The sequence below is a fragment of the Knoellia sp. 3-2P3 genome, assembly GCF_029223115.1.
In the GTDB taxonomy this organism is placed as follows: domain Bacteria; phylum Actinomycetota; class Actinomycetes; order Actinomycetales; family Dermatophilaceae; genus Pedococcus_A.
In genome coordinates, this window is the sequence record NZ_JARGZE010000002.1 from 702,846 (window position 1) to 720,628 (window position 17,783).

19 protein-coding genes are annotated in these 17,783 nt (G+C 70.6%); 12 read left to right on the top strand and 7 right to left on the bottom strand.

Annotation, left to right across the window (positions count from 1 at the left end):
• Positions 1-237 precede the first annotated feature (237 nt).
• The gene (locus tag P0Y31_RS08820; protein ID WP_275868934.1) at positions 238-816 is read left to right on the top strand and encodes a class I SAM-dependent methyltransferase; all 579 of its coding nucleotides are present in this window, start codon (positions 238-240) and stop codon (positions 814-816) included.
• A gap of 16 nt (positions 817-832) precedes the next feature.
• Here P0Y31_RS08820 and P0Y31_RS08825 read toward each other — a convergent pair whose 3' ends face one another.
• Positions 833-1,579, bottom strand: coding sequence for a hypothetical protein (locus P0Y31_RS08825; protein WP_275868399.1), 747 nt, complete (start codon positions 1,577-1,579; stop codon positions 833-835).
• 115 nt (positions 1,580-1,694) lie between these two features.
• Here P0Y31_RS08825 and P0Y31_RS08830 point away from each other — a divergent pair, with 115 nt between their 5' ends.
• Positions 1,695-3,062, top strand: coding sequence for an AMP-binding protein (locus tag P0Y31_RS08830; RefSeq protein WP_275868400.1), 1,368 nt, complete (start codon positions 1,695-1,697; stop codon positions 3,060-3,062).
• 103 nt (positions 3,063-3,165) lie between these two features.
• Here the strand turns inward: P0Y31_RS08830 and P0Y31_RS08835 are convergent, their stop codons facing one another.
• Positions 3,166-3,507 (bottom strand): DUF2200 domain-containing protein, encoded by a 342-nt coding sequence (locus P0Y31_RS08835; protein ID WP_275868402.1) that lies wholly within the window; start codon positions 3,505-3,507, stop codon positions 3,166-3,168.
• 142 nt (positions 3,508-3,649) lie between these two features.
• Here P0Y31_RS08835 and P0Y31_RS08840 point away from each other — a divergent pair, with 142 nt between their 5' ends.
• Together P0Y31_RS08840 and P0Y31_RS08845 are read left to right on the top strand one after the other, a co-directional pair.
• Entirely contained in the window at positions 3,650-4,021 is a 372-nt protein-coding gene (locus tag P0Y31_RS08840) for an NYN domain-containing protein (RefSeq protein ID WP_275868404.1), read from the top strand.
• A 108-nt stretch (positions 4,022-4,129) separates the two neighbouring features.
• Positions 4,130-4,546 carry a DUF805 domain-containing protein gene (locus P0Y31_RS08845; RefSeq protein WP_275868406.1) on the top strand — a complete coding sequence of 139 codons (417 nt, stop codon included), beginning with the start codon at positions 4,130-4,132 and terminating at the stop codon, positions 4,544-4,546.
• 81 nt (positions 4,547-4,627) lie between these two features.
• Here the strand turns inward: P0Y31_RS08845 and P0Y31_RS08850 are convergent, their stop codons facing one another.
• Positions 4,628-4,864: a helix-turn-helix transcriptional regulator gene (locus tag P0Y31_RS08850; RefSeq protein WP_275868408.1), complete on the bottom strand. Its 237-nt coding sequence runs from the start codon at positions 4,862-4,864 to the stop codon at positions 4,628-4,630.
• Positions 4,861-5,586: a DUF2975 domain-containing protein gene (locus P0Y31_RS08855; RefSeq protein ID WP_275868410.1), complete on the bottom strand. Its 726-nt coding sequence runs from the start codon at positions 5,584-5,586 to the stop codon at positions 4,861-4,863. Before P0Y31_RS08855 ends, P0Y31_RS08850 begins: the two co-directional genes overlap by 4 nt.
• 734 nt (positions 5,587-6,320) lie before the next feature.
• Here P0Y31_RS08855 and P0Y31_RS08860 point away from each other — a divergent pair.
• The 5 genes from P0Y31_RS08860 to P0Y31_RS08880 all read left to right on the top strand — a co-directional run bounded on the left by P0Y31_RS08860 (position 6,321) and on the right by P0Y31_RS08880 (position 11,556).
• Entirely contained in the window at positions 6,321-7,133 is an 813-nt protein-coding gene (locus tag P0Y31_RS08860; protein ID WP_275868412.1) for a hypothetical protein, read from the top strand.
• Between the two features lie 49 nt (positions 7,134-7,182).
• Positions 7,183-7,551, top strand: a complete 369-nt coding sequence (locus P0Y31_RS08865; protein WP_275868414.1) for a bleomycin resistance protein — start codon at positions 7,183-7,185, stop codon at positions 7,549-7,551.
• 118 nt (positions 7,552-7,669) lie between these two features.
• Positions 7,670-8,026 carry a YciI family protein gene (locus tag P0Y31_RS08870; RefSeq protein ID WP_275868416.1) on the top strand — a complete coding sequence of 119 codons (357 nt, stop codon included), beginning with the start codon at positions 7,670-7,672 and terminating at the stop codon, positions 8,024-8,026.
• Positions 8,023-9,321 (top strand): DUF6596 domain-containing protein, encoded by a 1,299-nt coding sequence (locus P0Y31_RS08875; RefSeq protein WP_275868418.1) that lies wholly within the window; start codon positions 8,023-8,025, stop codon positions 9,319-9,321. Before P0Y31_RS08870 ends, P0Y31_RS08875 begins: the two co-directional genes overlap by 4 nt.
• Before the next feature lie 117 nt (positions 9,322-9,438).
• Positions 9,439-11,556: a SpoIIE family protein phosphatase gene (locus P0Y31_RS08880; protein ID WP_275868420.1), complete on the top strand. Its 2,118-nt coding sequence runs from the start codon at positions 9,439-9,441 to the stop codon at positions 11,554-11,556.
• Between the two features lie 8 nt (positions 11,557-11,564).
• Here the strand turns inward: P0Y31_RS08880 and P0Y31_RS08885 are convergent, their stop codons facing one another.
• Both P0Y31_RS08885 and P0Y31_RS08890 read right to left on the bottom strand, forming a co-directional pair.
• Positions 11,565-12,686: a PP2C family protein-serine/threonine phosphatase gene (locus P0Y31_RS08885; protein ID WP_275868422.1), complete on the bottom strand. Its 1,122-nt coding sequence runs from the start codon at positions 12,684-12,686 to the stop codon at positions 11,565-11,567.
• A 102-nt stretch (positions 12,687-12,788) separates the two neighbouring features.
• Entirely contained in the window at positions 12,789-13,427 is a 639-nt protein-coding gene (locus P0Y31_RS08890; protein ID WP_275868424.1) for a phosphotransferase, read from the bottom strand.
• A 394-nt stretch (positions 13,428-13,821) separates the two neighbouring features.
• On the opposite strand from P0Y31_RS08890, the gene P0Y31_RS08895 reads away from it, so the two are divergent.
• The 3 genes from P0Y31_RS08895 to P0Y31_RS08905 all read left to right on the top strand — a co-directional run bounded on the left by P0Y31_RS08895 (position 13,822) and on the right by P0Y31_RS08905 (position 15,573).
• Positions 13,822-14,616, top strand: coding sequence for an HPF/RaiA family ribosome-associated protein (locus tag P0Y31_RS08895; protein WP_275868426.1), 795 nt, complete (start codon positions 13,822-13,824; stop codon positions 14,614-14,616).
• 10 nt (positions 14,617-14,626) lie between these two features.
• A complete protein-coding gene (locus P0Y31_RS08900) occupies positions 14,627-15,073 on the top strand; it encodes a nitroreductase family deazaflavin-dependent oxidoreductase (protein WP_275868428.1) in 447 nt (148 codons plus the stop codon).
• Between the two features lie 122 nt (positions 15,074-15,195).
• Positions 15,196-15,573 carry a hypothetical protein gene (locus P0Y31_RS08905; protein ID WP_275868430.1) on the top strand — a complete coding sequence of 126 codons (378 nt, stop codon included), beginning with the start codon at positions 15,196-15,198 and terminating at the stop codon, positions 15,571-15,573.
• 46 nt (positions 15,574-15,619) lie between these two features.
• Here the strand turns inward: P0Y31_RS08905 and P0Y31_RS08910 are convergent, their stop codons facing one another.
• Positions 15,620-17,773 (bottom strand): SpoIIE family protein phosphatase, encoded by a 2,154-nt coding sequence (locus tag P0Y31_RS08910; protein WP_275868432.1) that lies wholly within the window; start codon positions 17,771-17,773, stop codon positions 15,620-15,622.
• Between the last annotated feature and the right edge of the window lie 10 nt (positions 17,774-17,783).

The window sequence follows — 17,783 nt, forward strand, 5'->3', positions numbered from 1 at the left end:
GCGTCGAAATTGGGGCAGGCCTCCGCGAGCACACTGGGCCAGCGGTCCGAGATCTCACGGACGTCTCCCCGCACGCAGCGCTCCGGGGCATGGCGGTCGTTCCTGCCACCTCTTCGCCGCGAGACGGAGAGCAGCCGCACCACGGCCCGGGTCGGAGGCCGCCTGGTGAACGACTGCGGTGCCGGATAGCCATCTCGTCCGCCGCTACAGTCCCTTCGTGAGCGGGATCAAGAGAGTCTGAAGGCGTACTACGACGGTGAGCAGAAGGACCGCGCGGGCCGTGCGCTCGGTGACGAGCGCACCGCCCGCGTCAGGACTTTCGCCGAGCACCTGCGCACCACCGGAGCACGTTCTGTCCTCGAGGTCGGATGCGGAGCCGGGCGCGACGGCCTCATCCTGAGTGAGAACGGATGGGCCTACACCGGAGTCGACCTGTCGCCCGTGGCCGTGCAGACCTGCCGCGACTTGGGACTCGACGCGGTCGAGGCCTCAGCGGTGGCTCTTCCCTTCGACGACCACGCCTTCGACGCCGCCTGGTCCATGAGCACCCTGATGCACCTGGCCGGAGACGGTTTCGCACTGGCTGTCCAAGAGCTTGCTCGGGTGGTCCGATCCGGTGGGACGGTCGAGATCGGCGTGTGGGGCCACACGAGCAACCGCGAGTGGACCAGTTCGGACGGCCGTTACTTCAACCACCGCTCCGACGAGCAGCTCCAGCACGACCTTCAGGCTGTGGGAAGGATCGTGGCCTTCGACACCTGGGACTGGTTCGAGGACGGTGGGCACTACCAGTGGGCTCGCGTCCTGGCCCGCTAGCTCGGCGCCAGCGAGGTCACCTGCCGCTCCCACCGGAGGCGAGGCTCCGCAGCCGCTCCCGTCGGGCAAGGTAGCGCGCGCCGAACCGCTCCTCAGACTTCACCATCTTCCGCTCGGGGTAGAAGCGCCTGGCCCAGAAGGACTCCGGCTTGGCCAGACGCAGTGCACCGACGAGGGCGACCAGTGGCACCGGAAGACTGATGAGCCCGGTGGCGAGCTTCCCTTTCAGCAGACAGATGATCGTGTAGGAGATGTGGATGACCACGCCGATCGAGGTGATGACCAAGCCCTGAGCCTCCACAGAGCCCGGCTCAATGCCGAACGGCGACGTGCCCGCGAGAAGAGCCAGGCCCACCACCCCGGCCACCATGACCGCGTCGATGGACTTGCGCCCCTCCTCGGTCCAGTAGACGTCCTTGAGATACAGCCACAGGGCGAACTCGTCGAGGGCGAGTGCCGCGCCCGCGCCGAAGAGGGTGCTGAGCACCTCGTGCCACGGAGAAGACGGACTGAACCGGAACTCCAGCATGCCCGTCACCAGCACCAGCAGGATTCCCCAGACCTGGTGGTGGACGTGCACGCCGCCGATGTAGACGTTCTTGACCGCGGTGCCCTGCTGTCCGGACTCCCTCGCCGTCCGCGAACGGATCCGCAGCGTGACCCACCGGGTGGCGGCATACGTGAGCACGAACCCGAAGAGGAGCCACAGCATGGCCGACCTGCCGGTGTCGACCAGATAGCGCTGGTACCAGTCGAACATCACGACAGACAAGGTGCGTCGGGCGTTGGCCCACGCACATCATCCGCGGGAAGTGAGAACTGCCCGACATGCGGCAATGCCTTAGCGTGTGGGGGGAAGGCCCTGCTTGGGGGTGGACATGCTCAAGACGCTGTGGGAGACCCTCCGAGCCGAGCGCGGCGGGGAGGCCACCGTTCGGCGACTGCAGGGCGAGCGCTTGCACCGGCTCGTCCATCACGCACGCACCGCCTCGCCGTACTACCGTTCGCTGTACGAAGGCCTACCGGCGCGAGTCGCAGCCCCAGAACTGTTGCCACCGGTCACCAAGCGGGACCTCATGGCGCACTTCGACGCCTGGGTAACGGATCCCGAGGTCACCTTGGCGGGGCTGAGGCGGGATTTCCTCCCCGACCTCTCGCTGGTCGGCAGCCCCTACCTGGGCCGCTACCACGTCTTCACCACCTCGGGGACCACCGGAGAGCCCGCAGTCGTGGTGCACGACCGCGCGTCGTGGCAGGTGCTGCAGGTCGTGGCCCGCCTCCGCGCCCGGCAGGCCCTGCAGACGTGGCGTCTCATGCCCGCCTTGGCCCGGCACGGCCTGCGCTCGACCGTCCTCTTCGCGACCGGCGGCCACTACGCCGGGGTCGTCCTCGCCGAAAGCGTCCGCCGGCGCAGCCCCATCCTCGCGCGACGGATTCGCGTGCTCTCAGTGATCCGTCCGGTGGAAGAACTCGTCGCCGGGCTGAACGAGTACCAGCCAACACTGATCAGTGCCTACCCCAGCGCGCTGGCCCTGTTGGCGGAGGAGCAGATCGCGGGCCGCCTGAGCATCAGCCCGCTCTTGGCGATCACTGCGGGCGAAGCGATGACGGACGAGTACCGGCGTGAGATCGACAACGCATTCGAGGGCCTTGGGGTCGTGCAGGGCTATGCAGCCTCGGAGGCACCTGGTCTCGCCATCGGCTGCACCCATGGCTCGTTCCACGTCAACACCGACTGGTACCTCTTCGAGCCGGTCGACGAGCGCTACCAGCCGGTCCCTGCGGGTACGACCTCCCACACGGTTCTCGTCACCAACCTGGCGAACCTGGTGCAGCCCTTGATCCGTTACGACCTCGGCGACCGCGTCGAAGTCGCGACGACCGCCTGTCCCTGCGGCAACGTGCTGCCTGCGGTGAAAGTCGAGGGTCGGGCGAACGACGTGCTGACTTTCCAGTCGCCGGACGGCCGCGCCGTCAGAATCCTGCCTCTCGCGCTGGGAGCCGTGGTGGAGGAGACGCCCGGGGTGCACCGTTTCCAGGCTCTCGGCACGGGCCCGAGAACCCTGACCGTGCGGCTCGACACCCGGCAGGACGCCGATTCGGACGAGGTGTGGCATGCCGTGGTGGCACGGTTGACGCAGTTTCTCGCGGCCCACGGGGCGTCCGGGGTCGCAGTCGAACGATCACATGACCCGCCTGCCGTCGACGCTCGGAGCGGCAAGTTCCGGCAGGTATGGGCCCTCTGAACGGCCCCGTGGCGCGGTTGCGCCCTGAGCTCACCCGGGCGGCGGCCGGGGCTAGCTCGCTACGCGGGGCCATCATTGGGGGACGTTGCTGGTCCGAAGACGCTCACGCCCTCAGGACCCTGTCCATCGGCTTGCCCTTGGCAAGCTCGTCGACCAGCTTGTCCAGGTAGCGAATCTTCTGCATCAACGGATCCTCGACGTCCTCGACGCGCACGCCACACACCACGCCGGTGATCATCGACGCCTGCGGGTTGAGCCGTGCAGCCGCGAAGAAGTCCTCGAAGGTCGTGCCCGCGGCCAGATGACCACTCAGTGCTGACTCGTCGAAACCGGTCAGCCACTCGATCACCTGGTCCAGTTCCACCTTCGTGCGCCCCTTCTTCTCAACCTTCGTCACGTAGTGGGGATACACCGACGCGAAGCTGGTGGTGAAGATTCGGCTCATGCGGTGAGCGTAGTGCCTCGCCGACAACAGGCTCAGGGGTGGAACCACGAGGCCCGCTTCGCCCCGGGTGGTCACGTCGAACTGTCGCAATTCCGACCGCCAACCCGTCTGCGTGACGGCGACCGCTCAATACGCTTGGCAGGTGGAGGTTCTGATCGTCGACGGGGCCAATGTCGTGGGCAGCCGTCCCGACGGCTGGTGGCGTGACCGGGCCGGTGCAGCCCGTCGGCTGCAGGAACGCCTTGCGGCCACCGATCTGGCCCACGACGAGGTCGTGCTGGTCCTCGAGGGTGCCGCGAGGCATGGGCCGCGGGCGGGCGAGGTGGGACGCGTGCGAACCGTTCACGCAGAGGGCTCGGGCGACGACGCGATCGTGGACGAGGTGAGGAGGCAGCTGGGCATCGGGGACGGGCGTGGTGTCACCGTGGTGACCGCCGACCGGGGGCTGCGCCACCGCGTCGAGGTGTCCGGCGCCAGCAGCAGAAGCCCGCGCTGGCTGCTCGACCAGTTGTGATCGGGGACAGCCGGTCGCAGGAGCTCTCGGATGGGCCAGCGGCATGCGGATCCGCCGGAGCCAATGGTTGCGTACCATCCGTGCGGACCACCACGAACAGGGAGCCTCGTGAACTTCTCCACCGCGACACGCACCGCGCTGCATCAGTACGTCACCTTCTCCGGCCGCGCCCGGCGCAGCGAGTACTGGTGGTTCTTCCTCTTCACGTTCCTGGTGTCCATTGCGGCCGCCTCCATCGACACCATGGTCTTCGGGACCAAGGTCGAGGACAACGGACCGGTCAGCATCATCACCGGTCTCGCACTCCTCCTGCCATCGCTGGCCGTTGCGGTTCGCCGACTCCACGACGTCGATCACCGCGGCTGGTTCCTTGTCATGGGGCTCATTCCGATCGTGGGCTGGATCATCCTCCTGGTTGCCCTCGTCAAGGACAGCGGCGCAGACAACGCGTTCGGCCCTTCACCGAAGTACCCCACCCGCCCGACGGGTCTGGGTCTCCGCGCGCAACCGCACCAGGCCGGGTGACGTCGAGCTTCCTGGCCCGAACCGCAGCAGCAGGCACGTGAGCCCTGCTGGGAGGAGTCATCTCCTCGATCAGGACCCCCGTCAGTCGGCTGCCCGGCTGAGGATGTCTTTCACATCGCACCCGAGCGCATCGCAGATGGCACTCAACGTGGAGAAACGAACTGCCTTGGCGCGGTTGTTCTTGAGCACCGACAGGTTGACGATGGAGACCCCCACCCGGTCAGCCAGCTCAGTGAGGGTCATCCCCCGATCGGCAAGCACTCGGTCGAGGTGGCAGACGATGCGGTGCCCCTCGTCGAGTTCGGCCGGCGGCGTCACACGAGCCCCTCGAGGTCCGAGCGCATGGCGACGCCACGACGCCACACCGCGGCGAGCACCAGGAGCGCGAGTCCTGCGCCGAGCGGCCAGACAGGGATCCATTCCCAGCGGAACCAGACGTCTGCCTTCCCGGCGGCCGTGGACTCCGCGAGCATCCACCGCAGAACCGCCTGCTGCGAGAGCAGCGCCAAGGTCGGGCCGACGAGAACCAGGGCGCCGGCCCACGCGAGCCGCTTCGCGTTGGTGGCGATGAATGGGTCACCGTTTCGAGCCGAGCCGGCAATCCGCGACAACGCCCACCACAGCCACGCAAGGCCAAGCGGTACCAGCGCGAGCGCAACCACCCAGGCGGTGCGCGCCGCGAAGCCTGGATCCCAGAAGGTGAGGTCCCCGACCCGGCCCACGGAGTCGACGGGCCCGCCACTCAGCTCGGCCCATCCTTGTGGGGTGACGCCACCGTTGGGGTACATCTGGTTGAACTCCTCGTGGGAGTCCTCCCAGTGCGCTGGGCGGACCAGCACCGGCGCGGCAGGGACCTTGCTGCTCTGGGGCCACAGGCGCTGGACCTGCTCAGTCACCACCTGCGGGACGTGCCGGTCGAACAGTGACTGGGTGCCGTTGCCACCCAACACAACGGCGAGTGCCCCGAGCAGCGAGAACACCGCCAAGGCTCGAAGAACCCACTGCGCCAAGGTCAGCACCATGTCTTGTCGCCGACGCATCGCTCCCCCTTTATCGACCATCGTTATTATCGAAAAACGATAATAGACACTGGAGGTGACGTCAATGACTCCAACGGCAGGAGAGCGCTGACCGAGGTCCGGTGTGCTGGAATGGCCGAGAACGGCCGGACCGCCGAGCCGAGGGCGCTGTTTCCCGAAGACGGCGACCCAACGGTTCGCGCTGTCGGCGCGTCTCTACCAGTGTGACGGAGAGGACCGCCGGGTGAGCCGAGCCAGCGACGCCGCATTTCACGAGTTCGCGGAAGCCGCCATTCCGCGGCTCCGGCGCCTTGCCCGCAGCGCCTGCCGCGACGCGCACCGAGCGGATGACCTCGTCCAGACCACGCTCGAGAAGATGTATGCGGCCTGGCCGCGCATCCACGCCGCCGACGACCCGCACGCCCACTCGCGGAAGGTGCTCGTGCGCGCCCTGATCTCGGAGCAACGCCGCCCTTGGTGGGCTCGTGAGGTCGCAACGGCACACTCAGAGCTCGAGGGCCCCGCGCCGACGGACGGCAACAGGCGGAGGCCCGCCTCACCGTCACTGCTGCCCTGGCCGGCCTGCCGCCACGACAGAGGCTGGCCGTTGTCCTGCGCCACCTCGAGGAGCTGCCTGTTGCCGGGGTCGCCCGACTCATGGACTGTTCGGAGGGAACCGTGAAAAGCACCACCAGCGACGGGATGCGCAGTCTGCGCCGAGCACTGACGCCGATCGCGGAGAGGACGTGGACTTCGTGAACGATGCCTTGGGACACATCCACGAGGACACCGCCGACGCCGACGTCCTGACCCTCCTGCGGCAGGCTCACCACAGTCCCCTTTCCCCGGCGCAGTACACGCCTGCGGCGATCATGGGAGCCGGCAGGCGCCGACAGCGCAACCGCCGCATCGCCGCGGGTGTCGGCGCGGGCCTGGCTGCGGCATCGGCGGGCCTGCTGTTCATGGCCGTTGCCAGCCCTCAGCCGCCGAGCACCGGGACCGCACCGGCGCGGCAGGTCTCCCAGTCCCCGACCTCCGTGTCGACGCCACGCTCCTCCGACCCTGTGCGCCCGGCCAGTCCGGGCTGCTCCGCGCGCGTCAGTCGGTGCCTCGACGCGACGTTTTCCGCGTGGGCCACCTCCGTCCTGGGCGAGAAGCCACACCAGGCGCCATGGATGTCCATCGTCTTCCAGGAGGGGCCCCCTGAGCGCATCGGCCAGATGAAGCAGCTGCTGTTGTTCCATGGTGACGCCGGCACCGCCGAGGTCGTGGTCAGCATCGGCACTGGCCTCGGGCGGCTCGGTGGGGTGGACAACGACCGAGACATACCGGCAACCGCAAGCAGGCGAACCCTGCCCCTGAGCTCAGGTGGAAGCGTGACGGTGCTCCAGTGGGAGTACGTCGGTGATGTCCAACAGCTCTGGATCGCCCCCGCCCACAGCCCGGGGCAGGGTGACGTGCGGCTGCAGCTGGGAACCAACGGTGGCCCCGGCACCTCGGCCGACCAGCTGGCCAACATCGGCTGGGACGACGAGGCCGCGCTGGCGCTGCTCGACGCCATCCGCTGAGGGCTGTCCAGCGCTTGACCGCACGAGTGCCCCTCCCTACGGTCCGACCATGGCCAACCGGGCGACACCGAACCTGCCGTCACGCGATCTGCAGGCAACGCTGGCCTTCTACACCCGGCTAGGATTCGTCGAGGAGTATGGCGACAACGGCTGGTTGATCCTCACCCGGGACGGCGCAACCCTCGAGTTCTTCCCGTTCCCCGAGCTCGACCCGGCCACGAGCTCCTTCAGCTGCTGCCTGCGCCTGGACGACGTCGACGCGTTCTACGAGACGTGTGTGGCAGCGGGCCTGCCCATCACGACCCAGGGATGGCCGCGACTGCATCCGCCCAGACTGGAGGAGTCGGGGTTGCGCATCGGAGCGCTCATCGACCTGGACGCCACCCTCCTGCGCCTCGTTGCGAACCCCGGCACGTGACTCCGGCACACCCCGCGCCATCGGACATCGAGACGGTGCAGGCGAGGGCTGTCGAAATCGCCGATCCCGTTCGACAAAGAGGTGTCAGGACGAGAGACAGACCGACAAGGAGAACACCATGGCTCAGTACGCCGTCCTCATCTACGCGGCGGACGCGGCGCACCGCGAGAACCCATCGTTGGAGGAGCTGGACGTCCACCAGAGGCACGCGCAGGAGCTGGAGGAGGCCGGCTGCATGACGGCCGCCTTCGCGTTGGAGTCGCGTGCCACCGCGACGTCGATCCGAGGCGACGCGATCACCGACGGCCCGTTCGTGGAGGCCAAGGAGGTGGTGGCCGGGTTCTACATCATCGAGGCACCCGACCTCGACGCAGCACTGGCGATCGCCGGTCGCAACCCCGTCACCCGCCAGGGCGGCGGGGTCGAGGTCCGACCTGTCGCAGGCAGCTTCGTGCGGGAGCCGGTGGCCGGGTGAGCGGTGCCGACCCGGATGCCGTAGCGACAGCGGTCGCTGACGCGCACCGTCGCGGCTGGGCGCTGGTGCTCGCCGCGACGGTGCGCGTCGCACGCGACCTCGACGTCGCCGAGGAGTGCGTCCAGGAGGCGTATGCCGCGGCCCTGGCCACGTGGCCGCGTGATGGCCTTCCCCAGAACCCGGTCGGCTGGCTGACCACCGCGGCGAAGCGGCGGGCGATCGACGTGGGACGCCGAGACCACGTCGTGCGCTCGAGGCTGCCCCTCCTCGTCGAGCCGGAAGACACCGCAGCTGCGGGTCCCGAGGAGCCGGCACCCCGGCATACCGATGAACGGCACCCAGATGAGCTGACCCACCACGTGCCGGACGAACGGCTCCGGCTGGTCTTCCTCTGCTGCCACCCCGCGCTGGCGCAGGAGGCGCAGCTCGCGCTGACCCTGCGGCTGGTGTGCGGGATCTCGACGGCCGACATCGCCCGAACGTTCCTGGTGTCCGAACCGACGATGGGCGCGCGACTCATGCGGGCCAAGAAGAAGATCGCTGCTGCACGGGTCCCCTACCGCGTGCCGAGCCCGGCGGAGCTGCCCGACCGTCTCCACGGGGTGCTGGGCGTCGTCCACGTGCTCTTCACCATCGGCCACACCGCACCGTCGGGCGCCTCCCTGGTGCGCGGCGACCTCATGAACGAGGCCATCCACCTGGCGCGGATGCTCCGCGAGCTCGTGCCCGACGAGCGTGAGGTGCAGGGGCTGCTGGCCCTGCTGCTCGTCACCAACGCCCGACGAAGCACACGGGTGGACGAGCAGGGACGGCTGGTGCGGCTCGCGGAGCAGGACCGTTCGCGGTGGGACCGGTCCGCGATCGCGGAGGCGCACGACCTGCTCGTCGAGGGGCTCCGCGGTGGCCCGACGGGCCGGTTCATGCTGCAGGCGGCCATCGCCTCCCTCCATGCGCAGGCCGAGTCCTTCGACCACACGGACTGGCCGCAGATCGTGCGCCTCTACGACGCGCTGCTGTCGGTGTGGCCGTCACCGGTCGTGGCGTTGAACCGCGCAGTCGCCGTCGCGGAGGTCGCGGGACCGGCCCGGGCGCTGGCCGAGATCGACGAGCTGGAACGGGACGGCGCGCTCGACTCCTACCAGTACCTCCACACCGTCAAGGCCGACCTCCTGCAACGCCAAGGGCGCTCGGAAGAAGCGGCCGCGGCATACCGAAGGGCGTTCGAGCTCACGAGGAACCAGGCCGAGAAGGCGTTCCTGGCCGAGCGCCTCGACGAGCGCGCCGCCGAACGCTGACCAGCGTCCGGCGGTGCGCCCAGTGACCTGGCCCCGGGTTCCCGATTCACCGAGTTCCCGTCGGGACGCGGTGTTACGGTCGGGCCACGGGACGACGGCCGCTGGACGGGAGGGCGGATGGAGCCGGTTCCAGCACGTCCGGAGGACCCGCCGCGCAGCGAGGACCACCCGGCACTCGAGGCAGAGGAGCGCTACCGCACGCTCTTCGAGACCATGTTGCACGGCGTCGTCTACCAGGACGCCGAGGGCTCCATCATCACGGTCAACCCCGCCGCCGCGGAGATCCTCGGAGCACCTGCCGAGGCCCTCATGGGGCTGCGTTCGGACGACCCGTCGTGGGACGCGGTCCACGAGGACGGTTCGCCGTTCCCGGGCATCGAGCACCCCGCGATGGAGGCACTGCGCAGCGCGGACGTCGTGCGCGACGTCGTGATGGGCGTGCGGCACGGGCGGACGGGCGAACGGCGATGGCTCCTCGTCACCGCGGTGCCCGAGGCACGCGACGTCCACGGTGTGCCACAGCGGGTCTACACGATGTTCACCGACGTGACCGAGCAGCGCCGTGCCGCTGCCGCCCTGCGCGAGTGGGACCGCTTCCTGGGGCGTCTGCGCGACGCCAACGTCCTGGGCTTCGTGCTGGCCGACGAGCGGCGCGTCCTGGAGGCCAACGACGCGTTCCTGTCCATGGTCGGCCAAGACCGCGCCGACCTCACCCACGGGCGGGTGGACTGGCGGGCCATGACGCCGCCGGAGTGGAGCGGGCACGACGACGACGGCATCGCCCAGCTCCGCCAGCGAGGCGCGTGCTCGCCCTACGAGAAGGAGCTGGTGCACTCCTCGGGCCGCCGGGTGCCGGTGCTCGTCGGCGCGGCCGTGGTCGGCCGCGACCCGCTGCACTGGGTGACCTTCGTGGTCGACCTGTCCGAGCGCCGGCACGCCGAGGAGGAACGCGCCGCGCTGCTCGCGAGCGCCCGCGCCGCACGGACCGACGCCGAGGAGGCGGAGGACCGGCTGCAGCTCCTGCTGCGGGCCGGGGCGCTCGTCGCCGCGACCGGCGACAGCGACGACCTGCTCCAGCACGCGACGCGTCTGGTGGTGCCCGCCCTCGCCGACTTCGCCGCGGTGTTCGTGCCCGGCAGCGACGGCGCCCTCCACCTGGCCGCCGGTGAGCGGCTCGGCGCACCGGAGGAGCGGACCCTGTCGTCGTCGCCCGAGGGGCAGCTCACGACCGACGAGGTCACCGCGCTCCAGCACACGCTCCGCACCGGCCAGAGCCAGCTCCTCGACCAGCACGACAGCACCATCTCGGTCGCCCTCGACGTCTCAGGTCGCAGGCTCGGGGTGCTGCTCGTGGGCCGGACCCGCCCCGTGGCCGCGTTCACCGAGGCCGACGTGCTGGTCGTCGAGGAGCTCGGGCGCCGGCTCGCGGTCGGGCTCACCAACGCGGAGGCCTTCGCGCGCGAGCACGGTGTCGCCGAGACACTCCAGCGGTCGGTGCTTCCCGAGCGGCTGCCGGCGACCCCGGGACTCGACCTGGCCGTCCGCTACCTCCCCGCCACCGAGGGCGTCGGTGTGGGCGGCGACTGGTACGACGCGTTCCCCCTGGGCGGCGAGACGTTCGCCCTCGTGATCGGGGACGTCGTGGGCCACGACCTCGCGTCGGCCACCGCCATGAACCAGATCAGGAACACCCTTCGCGCCTACGCCGTGGACCACCCGGACCCGGCGCTCGTGCTGGAGCGCACGAACAACGCGCTGGTGCGGCTCCTCCCGGAAGCGCTCGCGACGGTGTTCTGCGCCATCCTGAACCGGGCCACCGGAGAGCTCACCTTCGCCAACGCCGGCCACCCGCCGCCGCTCGTGACCACGGCCCACGGCACGGCATACCTCGACGAACCCGCCGGCCTCATGCTCGGCGTGGAGCAGGGAGCGACGTTCAGCAACGGCACGGTGCGCCTGGGCCCGGAGTGCGCCCTGCTGCTCTACAGCGACGGCCTCGTCGAGGACCGCACTCGCTCCATCGACGACGGACTCGCGGCGCTGGCCGACGTGTTCGCCGGGCACCGGCGGACCACCGCCGAAGCCGTCTGCCAGAAGGTGGAGGACGCCCTGCTGCGCGGGTCGGCCAGGGCGGACGACACCTGTCTGCTCGCTGCCGTGTGCGACAGGGACCCCCAGCCGGCGAGTGGGGCCGGTGACAGGGACGGCGTCACGGGGGCCCTGGTCCCCCACTGACCCGTCTCTCACCAGGTGGCCTCCAGGCGCCTCGCCGACGCCTCGAAGGCGAGGTGGTCGCGCGCGTCCCTCCGGCGGGGCGGCTCCACGCCCGTGTTCTCGAGGAGGAGCACCGCCAGGTCGTCGGCGAGACGGCCGTCCGGCACGTGCTCGCGCACCTGGTCGAGCACCGCGTCCAGGGCCTCCTCGACGGCCCGCTCCACCAGCAGGGGCGTCAGCTCCGCCACCGGCAGGTACTCGTCGTGCCCGTCACGCGCCTCGCTCAGGCCGTCGGTGTAGAGCAGCAACCGGTCGCCGGGCGACCACGACACCGAGGCTGCCTCATAGGTCGTGCCGAGGCCCAGCGGCAGGCAGACCGGAGCTTCGACGAAGCCGGCCATCCCTCGGTGGGGCACGAGGAGCGGGGCGGGGTGCCCGCAGTCGACCAGCGTGACCTGGCCGTTGGTGCCCACCTCGAGCAGGGCGGCCGTCGCGAACTCCTCGTCGTCGAAGAACGGCACGAGGTAGGCACTCATCTGTCCGGCGATCGTGGCCAGGTCCTCCCCAGCAGCTGCCGACTGGCGGAACGCCCGGATCACGCGAGCGGCCTGCTCGACAGCGCCCACGCCCTTCCCCCGGACGTCGCCGACCAGGAAGCAGGTGCGGCGTTCGGAGTGGAACCAGTCGTAGAAGTCGCCGCCGACGAGCGTGTCCTCGGCCGCGGACAGGTAGCGCGCCGCGGCCGAGACCGAGCCCACCCGCGCCGGGATGAGGGGGAGGATCGTCCGCTGCGCCACCTCTGCGATGCGCTCCACCCGGGCCAGGCGTTCCTCCCTCCGCACGCGCACCGCGGCGATCGCCACGGCTGCCGCGCTCACCAGGGCAACGTCCAGGAGCCGGACCCACATCTGTGGCACGCCCCACTGCCCGTTCCACGTGTGTGACGCGGCCGTCAGGGCGAGAGCCACCACCGCGAAGGTGGCGGTGGTCGCCGTCGGCAGCCACGCGCAGGCGGCCAACGGGGCGAGGGCGTAGAGGGGTGAGAAGTTCACCGACGGTGACGTGACGGCGAGGTCGACCAGGACCAGGCCGACCAACCACAGGCAGGCCACGAGCAGTCCGGTCCTGACGCCGCGGTCTTCGCTGTTCACCAGGTGTCACCCGCTTGGCTCAACCGGCCCACCGGTGGGTGGCCGGGGGCGGACAGGCGCCCCTCGGGCGAGCACCCGTTCCACCTCCATGCTCCCCCAAACTCAACCGGCCCGGAGGGCATCTGCGATCATCCGGTGTCCTTGGGTCTCGAACGACGTGTCGCCGACCTGGTTGGCCCAGCACGCCGTCCCCACCGCCTCGCGCAGCTGGTTGCTCCGCCAGGCGTCAGGGTCGCGGGGATCGGTGCCGTATCCCGCCAGGAAGGCAGCCTCCAGGTCGGGCCGGTCGGCGAACTGCTGCACCGCCAGCCGGGCCAGGTCCGAGAAGGCGGGCCGCCAGTCGGCTCGGCCGAAGTCGATCGCGCGGATGCAGCCGCCGTGGGCGAGCCAGTTGCGGGGCTGCCAGTCACCGTGGGTCGGCACGAGCAGCGCCGGCGGGCAGTCGAAAGTGGCCACTCGAGCACGGATCTCGGCAGCCGTGTCGGCGTCGATGCGGTGTGGCCCCTCGAGCCAGCGCAGCGTCCTGGCGTTCTGCTCGCGTTCGAAGTCCGGGTCGGTTCGAGAGGCCTGGCCGTGGAGCAGGGCGAGCAGGCCACCGGCCTGCGCGTAGGTGGCAGACTCCCCCTCGGCAGCCGTCCCGAGGACCAGCTGTCCCTCGAGGTGGCCGGTGACCAGCAGGTTCGCGGACTCCTCCGCATGAAGCAGGCGAGGAGCCAGGCCCCGGTCGGCGAGTGGCCCCACCCACTCGCGGTGGGCACGGATCTCTCGCGGGCGATGTGGTGGTTCTGCGGGCCAGCCGCCTTCACCACCAGGTCCCGACCCCCGGAGCGCGCGTGGAGCACGACCGTGTCGGTCAGCCCCCAGCTCCAGTCCGCCACGACCTCGAGGTCTGCCAACCACTGCTGCAGCAGCACACGCTGCCCGGGTGTGAGGTTCGAGGCGTCCGGCACGCCCGGGACGATATCCGGGCATCGGCCAAGCCGGGACCATCGGCCCGGGCTGCACCTCGCGCGTGCTGCCTAGCGTGGAGGGAGCCTGCAAGACCAGCCACCCGGGGCCGGCCCCGTGCCGGGCCCAGCACCGATGGAGGTGAGCGAGGTGTTCCACACCGCAGCCACTCAGAGCCGAGGCGACCATGTCAGCGCGTAAGGCCACCGCGCCCCCTGCCCCGGTCGAGGTCACGCAACGCGGCGAGGTGCCCACGGGCGCGGCCGACTACGCCAAGGGCAAGGTCGAGCACGTCACCCGGCTGGCCCGCGAGCCGATCCTCGCGGCCCACGTGGTGCTGACCACGACCGCCGACCCAGCCGTGCAGCGCGGGTCCCGCGCCGAGGCGGTGTTCGACGTCAACGGCACGCCCGTGCGCGCCCACGCGGTGGCCGCGGACATGTTCGCGGCGGTCGACCAGCTCGAGGAGAAGCTCGAGCGCAACATCGTGCAGCACGCGGACCGCCTGCGGACGCGGCACCGCTGGATCGGCGAGTCCAGCGCCCACCAGTGGCGCCACGGCGACCTGCCCACCCGCCGTGAGGCCTGCTTCCCCCGCCCTCCGGAAGAGCGAGAAGTCTTGCGGCGCAAGTCTTTTGCCCTCCAGGAGCTGACGCCGGACGAGGCCGCCTTCGACATGGACCTGCTCGGCCACGACTTCTACATGTTCACCGACCTGCAGTCGGGCAAGGACGCCGTCGTCTACCGCAACGGCGACGGCCGGTTCGCCATCGTCGGCGACGTGGTGCCCCATGCCGAGCAGGACACCCTGGTGACCTTCGCCGGCGCCGCCCCCACCTTGTCCGAGGCCGAGGCGATCGGGCGGCTCAACGTCTCCGCCGAGCCGTTCCTGTTCTACCTCGACCCCGACACCGGGCGGGGGCGGTTGCTCTACCTGAGGTACGACGGTCACTACGGGCTCGTCACCCCGGCCGAGACCTGAGGCGACGGCGGTGGACGCACCAGCCAGTCGGGTCCCGAGTCGCTCCACGCACCGGGTGCGGGACACCATCAGGGCCTTCAACAAGCGGGTGCTGAACCCCGCCATGCTGACCATGGCGGGACGACGGCACTGGTATGCCGCGGTGCTGCGGCACGTGGGCCGGCGCAGCGGCCGGCGCTACGCCACCCCGGTCGTGGCCGTCCCGGTGTCGGGGGGTTTCGTCGTGCCCCTGCCCTACGGCGAGCAGGTGGACTGGCTGAGGAATGCCGTTGCCGCCGGTGGCGCGACGATCCAGTTCCAGGGTGAGATCGTCGCCGTGGGCGTGCCGGTTCTGCTCGACGCCGACGAGGCGCTGCCCCTGCTCGACGCGCGCCACCGCCGTGCCTGGCAGCGCTTCCGGATCGACAGGTTCGCCCGCTTCCCGATCACGCAGGCTCGGCGGATGTCGGCCGCCTGAGCGGCAGGCGTGAACGCTCGGGACCTCTTCCCTTTTCTTTACTTTGTCTTTACTCTTTCTTGAATCGCAGCATACGGGGGCGGCAGCGGCCGTCAGCGTGTCGATTCAAGCAGGGGGTCACGATGCGCGCGATCAGCCACAGGGTGTCCAGGATCACGTCACGACGAGCACCACGCAGTGGTGACCACGTCCTCGGCGCCGAGGTGCTTCCCGCCGCTGAGGACCTGCGCCACGTCCCGACCACGGAACGACTCCCGCTCCCTGAGCGCCTCCTGGGCCTCGAGGGAGCCGAGGCCGATGGACTGCTGATCACGCGCCAGCGCGCCGGGCTCTACGTCCTCTCGGACGCCTCCGGCCAGGTCGTGGGCCGCATCAGCGGTGACTACGTCGTGGGCTTCACGGCCGAGTACCGGGGAACCTCGGAGCTCTACGAGGACCTCGAGGAGGCGAAGGCGACCATCGCCGAGCTGCACGCACGCGAGGCCGGGCTGGCCAGCTGAGCTCTCGCTGGGCGGCCCGGCCGCTGCTCCGGCAGGGCGTGCTGCGTCACTCCCAGCGGTCACCCGTCGAGGTCGCCCCGACCTCCACCTCGAACCACACCGTGGCGCCGTTGGCGGTGCGGTGCGAGCCGAAGGCGCTGCTGATGCTCTGCACCAGCCGCAGCCCCCTCCCTCGGGTGGCCGATCCGCCCTGGGACGCGGTTGTGGGCAGTCCGCGACTGCCCGTGTCGCTGACGCTGCAGGTCAGCCGGGACCCGTCGAGCTCCAGGCTGACGTGCGCGTCGGTGCCGGCGTGCAGCACCACGTTCGTGACCAGCTCCGACAGGCCGGTGACCACGGCGAACTGCGCGTCCTCCTGGATGCCCCAGAGCAGCAGCTGGCTGCGTGCCCAGTCGCGTGCGGGGCGAACGGCCTCCGGCAGCGGAGGCACCATGAGGGTCGCCCGACGGTGCTCGAGCGAGGTTCGCCCCACCGCGAGCAGGGCGCAGTCGTCCTCGAAGCCCCCTGACGCAGCCATCGCCTCGAGGACCGCCTGGCAGACGTTGCGCGGGTTGTCCGAGGACACCGCCTCCAGCACCTCAAGCAGCCGGCGCTCACCGTCGCCGAGGGTGCTGGAGCGGCGCTCGAGCAGGCCGTCGGTGAAGGTGAGCAGCACCTCCCCCACGTCGAGCTTGATGGTCTGGACGGGGCGTGGGCCGCTCAGGCCGAGGGGCGGCCCGGTGACGAGGTCGACGATGTGCGGCCGGGGTCCGGGACCGCTCCCGGCCTCGCGTGGCCGCGTGGACGGCACGAGAGCCGGTGGGCAGTGCCCGGCGCTCGCCAGGGTGAGCTCTCCGGTGTGCGTGTCGAGCAGCCCGTAGAGCATGGTGACGAACAGCTCGCCCCCGAAGCCTCCCCCGAAACCGCGCCCGGCCCGGCCGTGGGACTGCCCGGTCGACACCGCGTCGGGCCAGAGGTGGTCGAGTCCGGCCACCATCTCGTCGAGCGTCGACAGCACCGAGTCCGGCTCGGGGTCGGAGATCGCGGCGCCCCGGGCACCCGCGCGGATCTGCCCCATCACCGTCGCGGCCGCGACACCCCGGCCCATGACGTCGCCGATCACCAGCACGAGGCGGCCGTCCGGGATGGAGAACGCGTCGTAGAAGTCGCCGCCGGCGACCGCTCCGGTGGCGACGGGCTCGTAGCGCCCGGCGAGGGCGAAAGAGCGCGACTGCGGCAGGAGCTGCGGGAGCAGGGCCCGCTGGAGCAGCTCCGCCGTGCTGCGCTCGCGGTCGAGCAGCTGGGCACGGGCGATTGCCTGGCCCACGAGGGCGGCGGCGGAGGACAGCATGGTGCGGGCATCCGCAGCGAGCGGGCCATGGGGTCCGTCCAGCCTCTCCAGGCGCAGGACGACGGCTCCCATGTGGCCGTCGGTCGGCATGGGCACCACGACGAGGTCGTCGTGCTGGGCGACGCCGCCACCGGCCAGCGCCCGCTGCACGACCAGGCGCTCATCACCGCTCAACGCCGTCCAGATGAGCGGCAGACGCTCCTCCAGCGGGGAGACCACGTCCTCCACCCGGTGACGCGTGACGCGCAGCTCCCCCGCCGACTGACCGCCTCCGGACTCCTCCGGCAGGCAGATCAGGACCTCGACCACCGGCAGCGTGAGGGAGGCGTGCTGCAGGGCCACCTTGCAGACGTCGTCGACGGTGGCCGCCACGGACAGGGAACCCGCCAGGCCGGCGAGCTCACGGATCCGCTCGACGCCCTCGGTGGTCTCGAGCACCATGTGGAGCACACCGATCACCGCGCCCGTGTCGTCACGGACCGGGGAGGCGGCTCGCGTGTAGTAGCCGTCGTCCAGCCGGTAGGGCGTGGGTCGCCCACGGCGCAGCGTCAGGCGCACTCCGTGCTCGAGGAACGACTCGCCGGTCTCGAGCACCCGCAGGAAGGCCGCGCCGACGTTGGGCTGCTCCCACACCTCGGCGACCGCCTCCCGCGTGGGGAGGCCGAAGACGTCCGGGTGCTTGACGCCGAGGATGTGGGCGAACGCGTCGTTGTAGACCATGTCCAGCGTCGGGCCGTGCTGGTAGCACAGCGGCAGCGGCGACTCCATGACCGTGGCGACGACGTGCTCGACGGCGGCCGGCCAGCGCGAGCGCGGGCCGAGCCCGGTGGTCGACCAGTCCCGGGCGCGCAGCAGCTCCGCTGCGGTCATCGCGGCGCCT

Coding starts and splice junctions, on each gene's coding strand:
- P0Y31_RS08830 (WP_275868400.1), top strand. CDS start 1,695: ATGCTCAAGACGCTGTGGGAGACCCTCCGAGCCGAGCGCGGCGGGGAG.
- P0Y31_RS08835 (WP_275868402.1), bottom strand. CDS start 3,507: ATGAGCCGAATCTTCACCACCAGCTTCGCGTCGGTGTATCCCCACTAC.
- P0Y31_RS08855 (WP_275868410.1), bottom strand. CDS start 5,586: ATGCGTCGGCGACAAGACATGGTGCTGACCTTGGCGCAGTGGGTTCTT.
- P0Y31_RS08865 (WP_275868414.1), top strand. CDS start 7,183: ATGGCCAACCGGGCGACACCGAACCTGCCGTCACGCGATCTGCAGGCA.
- P0Y31_RS08870 (WP_275868416.1), top strand. CDS start 7,670: ATGGCTCAGTACGCCGTCCTCATCTACGCGGCGGACGCGGCGCACCGC.
- P0Y31_RS08880 (WP_275868420.1), top strand. CDS start 9,439: ATGGAGCCGGTTCCAGCACGTCCGGAGGACCCGCCGCGCAGCGAGGAC.
- P0Y31_RS08895 (WP_275868426.1), top strand. CDS start 13,822: ATGTCAGCGCGTAAGGCCACCGCGCCCCCTGCCCCGGTCGAGGTCACG.
- P0Y31_RS08905 (WP_275868430.1), top strand. CDS start 15,196: ATGCGCGCGATCAGCCACAGGGTGTCCAGGATCACGTCACGACGAGCA.
- P0Y31_RS08910 (WP_275868432.1), bottom strand. CDS start 17,773: ATGACCGCAGCGGAGCTGCTGCGCGCCCGGGACTGGTCGACCACCGGG.